The following is a 6,591-nucleotide window of genomic DNA, read 5'->3' as shown; positions in this document are numbered from 1 at the left end:
CTTTTCGCCTTTCATGACGATAGGAAATTCGGTCTTTACGATACTGTCATAGCTGCTAAGCGCATCTAAAAAGTCATAAAATTTTTGTGGTGTCCTTAGAGAGCTAGTTACATTTAGGCGAAATCTAAAAAATTTCTCACTAGCGTTATTATCACTTTCTTCTATTTTACTAAGGCTTACTTCACTGAAAAATTTAGAGGCAAATTCTATAAATTTATCTTTATCAAATTTATTCTCAAAAGCTGAAATGATAGCTCCATCTTTTTGTTTAGTTGCTTCAAGGGCTTTAAATTTAGCTTCAAATTCATTTTTTACTTTTGTATAAGATGAGGTTTGTGAATAATTTTGTCTAGTTAGGCTTTTAAATTCTTTTATATTTGGCACGATAAAACCAAATATCATAATGAAACAAACTACAATAAAAGCAAATATAAAAAGTAAAAGCTTGACGGGATCTATTTTTTCTAAGCTCGTATCTTTTTTACTCATTGTATCCCTCAGAATTATCAATTTTATTTGTGCTTATAAAGCCGTACCAGCCGTTTTTACTTTGATAAAAGCTAGTATTTGAAGTCGTAAAAATAGATCTTAAAGGTGAAGCTAGAAGCTGGTTAAATACATCTTTTGTCGGCGTTATACCACGAATGATGAGTGAGTTTTTATCCATAAAAACCTCTTCAAGCGTTATGCTATCAGGCACTAGATCAAAAAGATTGTGCAAGCTTTGCTTGAGAATAGAATTTGATGTGAAAATATCATTTGCAGATTCTATTTGTACGGCGAGCTTAGCTGAAATTTCATCTGTTGTGACTATTTTTTGACTAAGTTCTTTTTGCTCATTTGATAAAAAATTTATATTTTTTTCAACTGAATAATTTTTGTAAAGTATAAAGAAATTTGTTGCCAAAAGAGCTACAAACACAAAGCTTATAAGGCTTAGCCAAATTTTGCTAAAGATAGATATAAGTGGTCTTGGCTCTGGGGCAATAAAGCTAAATCTCATAATATTATCTCTTCTTGCATAATTTCATTCATAATATGATTTGTATTCACTGGATACACTGAAGTCTCCACTAGAAGCTCAGATTGCAGATATTGTAAAAAAGTTGCACTTGTTTTTGTATTTTCAAAAACAATTATTTGTTCAATAAAATCACCGCCGTAGAGAGGATTTTCGTAAAATTCTTTTACAGCCTTTACGATGTAATCAAACATCTTCATGTCATACCCAAAAATAGCAACCGATTTTTCTACATTTGTAGAAACTGGCATATTTAGTTCATAATTTAGATCTTCAAATTCTTTTGGTTTATCATCACTTAAAAAATCATCTAAACTTTTAAAATCATCAAGCGACGTTGCGTCATTTTCTTCTTTAATTATTAAGTTATCAATATCTGTTATATCTTCTTCTTTTAGGCTTTCAGCTTCCTGATTAGTTTCCTCAATACCAGCCATATTTAAAAAAGTGGATAATTTCATTTGTTTATCTTTAAATATCGCAAGCGTAAACGAATGTGCATGGATATAAAGATAAAGTGTAATTTTTGGAGAAATTCCGCGTTTTAAAAGCTCGTGAAAGAGTAGGGCAATAGGTGAGTAGATGAGATCTACACTATCTTGCCCAAATAAATTTTTATATTTTTTTATAGCGTTTAAATTTGCATAAATACTCCAGCTATCCTGCATGATAAGGCTTGTAAGATTTTTAGTATTTATATTAAATTTTTTGTATTCATCGAAGCTAACACTAGGAAGCGCGCCTTGCGAGTCGTCGTTAAAAAAAACTGAAACATATACACCAAAATATGATTTTTCTTGCTCTTCTATGTATTTTATGATTTTTTCATCGATATTATCGATATTTATATCTGTAAATTTGGCGTTTATGGTTTTTAAAAGTTTGCCATTTCTAAAGACCTGACCGAAGAATATGCACTCATTGCCCTCCAACACGACGCTTAAAAAAAGGTTAGAAAAAAGCTTTTTGACGCTAAAAGACATAAATCTCCTAAATTTAGTGCATAATTTTCGTTATGGTAGCTAAAAAGGGATTAAATAAGTTTAAAACAGCTCGTTTTTAAGCTTAACGAAAATCTCTTTTGTATTTAAAGCTTCATTTTTTAGCTCATTATCAAGTAGGGCCGAGTTTTTAAGGTCGTCAAAATCCTCTATCATCACATCACACATCATCTTAATGCGCTCACTATCAGCCTTGCTGACGCTACTTTGGCTCATTTTTTTGATACGCTCAAGATACTCTTTGCCATTTTTTATGTATGAGCTAAATTTGATAGCAGCCTTGCTTTGATTTAGCACAGTATTTGCCATTTTGTTATAAATATCTATATCAAGTGCTTTTTGGCTTAAATTTAAGGCTTTTTCGTACTCTTTGTTTTCGTATAAAAATTTTGCTTCAAGAGCGAGCTTATAGGAGTTGTCGCTGTAAAAAAATAGCCCAAATAAAATAATTAGAAAAATGGCTATAAAAATAGATAGTTTATTTTTCATAAATTTCGTCCAAAATTTCTCTTATCTCGTCGCTTATTTGCGGATTTTTATGAGCATACTTTTTCCACCAAATTTTTAAATTTGCTCTAAAATCCTCTTGGTTTTGCTCCACGCTCTTACCACCGTCGTTTTTCGAGGCCTGCCAAAGTTCGTTTTGTATCTTCTCTTTTGCCTCTTTTTGCTCCAAATTTTCCACACTAAAAGGGGCTGAAAGGCTAAAATTTATAGTTGAAAATGGTTTTGGAAGTATCATCTTATCCCAGCTTTTAAACTCCCAAAACGATCTTGCTTCGTAATTTAGAGCATAAATTTCACAAGATGACTTTTGTGCGATCACCGCAGCTCCGTCTGCTACGCTGTGTCTTGGACCGCGTGGGCCATCTGGCGTGATGATGACGTCGTGACCTTGCTTTATTTCCCTTAAGGCTTCTATAAGCGCCCTTGCACCGCCTTTTGAGCTGCTGCCTCTAATGGTGCCGATGCCAAAAAATTTGATTATTCTGGTGATTAGCTCGCCATCTTTGTGGTCGCTTATTATCACCTTGCCTTGTTTTCTGTTTTGACTGCTCCACCAGTGTCTGTAAGCAAAGCTCATAAAGCTAAGCCTGCCGTGCCAAAAGACGACGACGCAGCCATTTTGCGGTAAGAAATTTGGAGTGTAGCTCTTTTTGCAGGTTAGAAAAATGAGCCATATCAAAATGTAGATGAAAAAGACGCCAACATTTAGGGCGAGCTTTTCAAATGTGTTTTTAAATTTGCAGCTCGCCATACAAAACCATTCGTTTTGGGTTTGTGATCTTGATTTTTTGTGTAGTGCCAAGAAGCTCTTCGCTTCCATCGACTTGAACTAAAAAGTTATTAAAGCTTCGCCCAGCAACGCCGCCATTTGCTCTTAGTTCTTCAAAATATACATCAAAAATTTTATCTTTTTGTGCCGCCACGATCTCGTCTAAAATTTCATTGTGGCGATTTTGTAGGCGAGTAAGCCTTGTTGAAGCGGTTTTATCATCTATTTGATTTGTGAAAGTAGCTGCCTTTGTAAGCGGACGAGGCGAATACTTAAAGCTAAAAATTTGCTCAAATCTAACTTGCTCAAGCACATCCATCGTATCTTCAAACTCGCTATCACTCTCGCCTGGAAATGCGACGATGATATCAGTTGAGATGCTCACATCTGGGCACATTTTTCTAAGCCTTAGCGCGCGGTCCAAAAACCACTCTTTTGTGTATCCGCGCTTCATCTCGCGTAAAACTTTGGTATTTCCGCTTTGAAGTGGCATGTGCATAGACTTGCAAATTTTAGGGTTATTAGTGAAAATTTCGAGAAATTTATCATCCATGTGAAGTGGGTGTGGGCTTGTAAATCTTATCCTCTCAACGCCATCTATCTCGCTTATCTTTACTAAAAGGTCGCTAAAATCAATATTTTCTTGCATGCCCGAAAATCTTTTACCGTAGTTATTGACATTTTGCCCTAGTAAAAATATCTCTTTTGCGCCGCTGTTTGCAGCCTTTTCTACCTCTTTTAAAATGAGGCTTGAAGGGATAGAAATTTCATCGCCTCTGGTGTGTGGGACGATGCAGTAGGTGCATTTTTTATCACATCCGATCGAGATGTTGATATGACTTTTATATGGTGAGCCTCTAAACTCGCCAAATGCGTATTCGCTCTCGTCGTGGTTGATGTCGGTTGAGATAAATTTAGGCGTATTTACTGCCTTTGTGATCTTACTAACATTTCTTGCGCCAAGGACAAAATCAACATAAGGTGCGCGCTTAAAAATTTCACTACCCAAATGGCTTGCAGTACAGCCACAAACGCCTATTTTAGCACCTCTTTTTTTGGCTTTTTCAAAGGCTCCGACTTCGCTAAAGAGCTTATGAACTGGCTTTTCACGAACCGAGCAAGTATTTATAAGGATTAAATCAGCTTCTTCTATATTTTGTGTTAAGGAGTAGTCTTCTTTTTGTGAGAGCTCAGCTATGATATGCTCGCTGTCACGAACATTCATAGCACAGCCTAAAGTTTGGATAAAGAGTTTTTTACTCATTAAAGTATATGCACTTCATACATGTAGTCGCTATCATCAAGTCCGTATTTTACGGTTCTGTGATAGACGCCTAGCCCTTTTTCTTCAAAGTGCTCGACTAAGGCGATTAGTTGTTTGTGTGTGTTTTCTTTATCAAAATAGAAAATTTTCTGACCCTCTTTTTCGACAGCTGCCTCTATTTTTTCTAGCGAAATCGTTTTTGGTTTTGCGTCTAATTCGGCTCTTGCAAGTTTTAGCTCCATTTTTAATCCTTTCAAAATCTTAAATTTTAATCGGTCAATATACCCAAATCATCATAAAAAAAGGATTAAATAAAAGTTAATAACAAGCTTAAAGTTATTAAAAGTATGGCTTATGTATAATTTCAAAACTTCACGAAAAATCCCCGAAATTTATCGTCACAATGGAGAAAAAATGGAAAGAATTTCAGATATCATCGAGTCAATTGCAAATGAGAAAAATTTAGAGATAGAAGATGTAAAAGAGCGCGTTATAAGAGCCTTGATAAATACTGCAAAAAGGGTTTATGGCGAAAATTATGAGTATGACGTGAGTATCGATGCAAATAAAAATTTAAAGCTTTATCAAAAAATTTCAATCGTAGCAAACGACGATGAGAGGCTTGAAGAGGATAATGAGCACTTTTTAAGCTTAAAAGAGGCTAAAAAGATAGACAGTGGCGTAGAGATCGGAGATGAGCTCACTTACGAGCTAAGTCTTGATAACCTTGGAAGGACCGCAGCTCAAACGCTTCACAAGGAGCTTGAGTATCACATCCAGCGCCTAGTAGAAGAGAAAATTTTACAAAAATATAATGAAATGAGCGGTCACATGGTCTTTGGACCAGTTGTTAGAGTCGATAATGACGAAAACACTTTTATCGAGATAGACGAGCTTCGTGCCATCTTGCCACGCAAAAACCGCATAAAAGGCGAGAAATTTAAAGTAGGCGACGTGGTAAAAGCGGTCATTAGAAAAGTTTTTACAGATAAAAATTTAGGTATAAAGGTTGAGCTTTCAAGGACTTCGCCAAAATTTCTTGAAGCACTGCTAACTTCAGAGGTGCCTGAGATAAAAGATGGTGGCATCATCATCCAAGGAAGTGCGAGAATTCCTGGCGAAAGAGCTAAAGTAGCGCTAATCTCAACCACTCCAAACATTGATCCAGTCGGCGCAACAGTCGGTACAAAGGGTGTTAGGATAAATGCCGTAAGTAAAGAGCTCCACGGTGAGAGCATCGATGCGATCGAATACACCACAGAGCCAGCGATCTTGGTGGCTCGCGCTATGGCGCCTGCGATCATCACATCTGTAAAGATCGAAGAAAATAAGGCAATCGTGACACTTGCGAGCGAACAAAAGAGCAAGGCGATCGGCAAAAACGGTATAAATATCCGCCTGGCAAGCATGCTAACTGGCTATGAGATCGAGCTAAATGAACTTGGCTCAAAAACTAGTAGTAATGCAGAAAATAATGAGCCAATCAAAGACTTAAAAGCACTTTTTGGTGATAACTAATGAAATTTCAAATAAGAAAAGCGACTAGAGCTGATATAGACGTGATATGCGAGCTTGTAAGAGAGCTTGCCAGCTATGAAAAGATGAGCGATCAAGTCACTTTTACAAATGAAATTTTTGCAGACTCTATCTTTAATAAAAATCACGCAAAGACCCTTGTCTGCGAGAGTGAAGGTGTGATAATTGGCTATGCTATCTATTTTTACACATTTTCTACATTTTTGGGGCTTGGTGGAATTTATCTTGAGGACATTTACGTCAAAAAAGAGTTTAGAAATCAAGGCATCGGCAAGGCATTTTTTAAATTTTTAGCTCAAATTTGTAATGATGAAAATTTAAAAAGGCTTGAGTGGTGCTGCCTAAACTGGAATGAGCCAAGCATTAAATTTTATGAAAGTATGGGTGCTAAAAATCAATCTCTTGAGTGGAGAAACTATCGCTTGGACGGCGAAAATTTAGAAAAACTTTTAAATTTATAGTTCGTTTTTAAATAAAAAGCTCAAATTTACTC

Annotated in this window: 9 protein-coding genes; 2 read left to right on the top strand and 7 right to left on the bottom strand. The window is 35.9% G+C overall.

Translation table 11 applies throughout. From position 1 onward, the window contains the following. The 7 genes from CVS92_RS05445 to CVS92_RS05415 all read right to left on the bottom strand — a co-directional run. The coding region (locus CVS92_RS05445) for a hypothetical protein (protein ID WP_107788775.1) at positions 1-489 on the bottom strand (489 nt) is incomplete at its 3' end. Continuing rightward, positions 482-1,003 carry a hypothetical protein gene (locus CVS92_RS05440; RefSeq protein ID WP_107788774.1) on the bottom strand — a complete coding sequence of 174 codons (522 nt, stop codon included), beginning with the start codon at positions 1,001-1,003 and terminating at the stop codon, positions 482-484. The genes CVS92_RS05440 and CVS92_RS05445, both read right to left, overlap by 8 nt. Continuing rightward, positions 1,000-2,004, bottom strand: coding sequence for a hypothetical protein (locus CVS92_RS05435; RefSeq protein ID WP_107788773.1), 1,005 nt, complete (start codon positions 2,002-2,004; stop codon positions 1,000-1,002). The genes CVS92_RS05440 and CVS92_RS05435 overlap by 4 nt, the downstream gene beginning before the upstream one ends. Before the next feature lie 60 nt (positions 2,005-2,064). Next, on the bottom strand, positions 2,065-2,511 hold the full coding sequence (locus CVS92_RS05430; RefSeq protein ID WP_087584412.1) for a hypothetical protein: 447 nt from the start codon (positions 2,509-2,511) through the stop codon (positions 2,065-2,067). After that, a complete protein-coding gene (locus CVS92_RS05425; RefSeq protein ID WP_107788772.1) occupies positions 2,501-3,280 on the bottom strand; it encodes a lysophospholipid acyltransferase family protein in 780 nt (259 codons plus the stop codon). Before CVS92_RS05425 ends, CVS92_RS05430 begins: the two co-directional genes overlap by 11 nt. Then, positions 3,261-4,562 carry a tRNA (N6-isopentenyl adenosine(37)-C2)-methylthiotransferase MiaB gene (miaB, locus tag CVS92_RS05420; protein ID WP_107788771.1) on the bottom strand — a complete coding sequence of 434 codons (1,302 nt, stop codon included), beginning with the start codon at positions 4,560-4,562 and terminating at the stop codon, positions 3,261-3,263. The genes CVS92_RS05425 and miaB overlap by 20 nt, the downstream gene beginning before the upstream one ends. Continuing rightward, on the bottom strand, positions 4,562-4,804 hold the full coding sequence (locus CVS92_RS05415) for an HP0268 family nuclease (RefSeq protein WP_107695219.1): 243 nt from the start codon (positions 4,802-4,804) through the stop codon (positions 4,562-4,564). The genes miaB and CVS92_RS05415 overlap by 1 nt, the downstream gene beginning before the upstream one ends. A 172-nt stretch (positions 4,805-4,976) precedes the next feature. Here CVS92_RS05415 and nusA point away from each other — a divergent pair, with 172 nt between their 5' ends. After that, a complete protein-coding gene (nusA, locus tag CVS92_RS05410) occupies positions 4,977-6,080 on the top strand; it encodes a transcription termination factor NusA (protein ID WP_021090810.1) in 1,104 nt (367 codons plus the stop codon). Continuing rightward, positions 6,080-6,559 carry a GNAT family N-acetyltransferase gene (locus CVS92_RS05405; protein WP_107788770.1) on the top strand — a complete coding sequence of 160 codons (480 nt, stop codon included), beginning with the start codon at positions 6,080-6,082 and terminating at the stop codon, positions 6,557-6,559. The genes nusA and CVS92_RS05405 overlap by 1 nt, the downstream gene beginning before the upstream one ends. The last annotated feature ends 32 nt before the right edge of the window (positions 6,560-6,591 follow it).

Origin of the sequence: Campylobacter concisus, from assembly GCF_003048555.1 — a bacterium.
Taxonomy (GTDB): Bacteria; Campylobacterota; Campylobacteria; order Campylobacterales; family Campylobacteraceae; genus Campylobacter_A; species Campylobacter_A concisus_AO.
The sequence above is the reverse complement of the archived record's forward strand: the minus strand, read 5'-3'. Positions and strand labels throughout refer to the sequence as shown.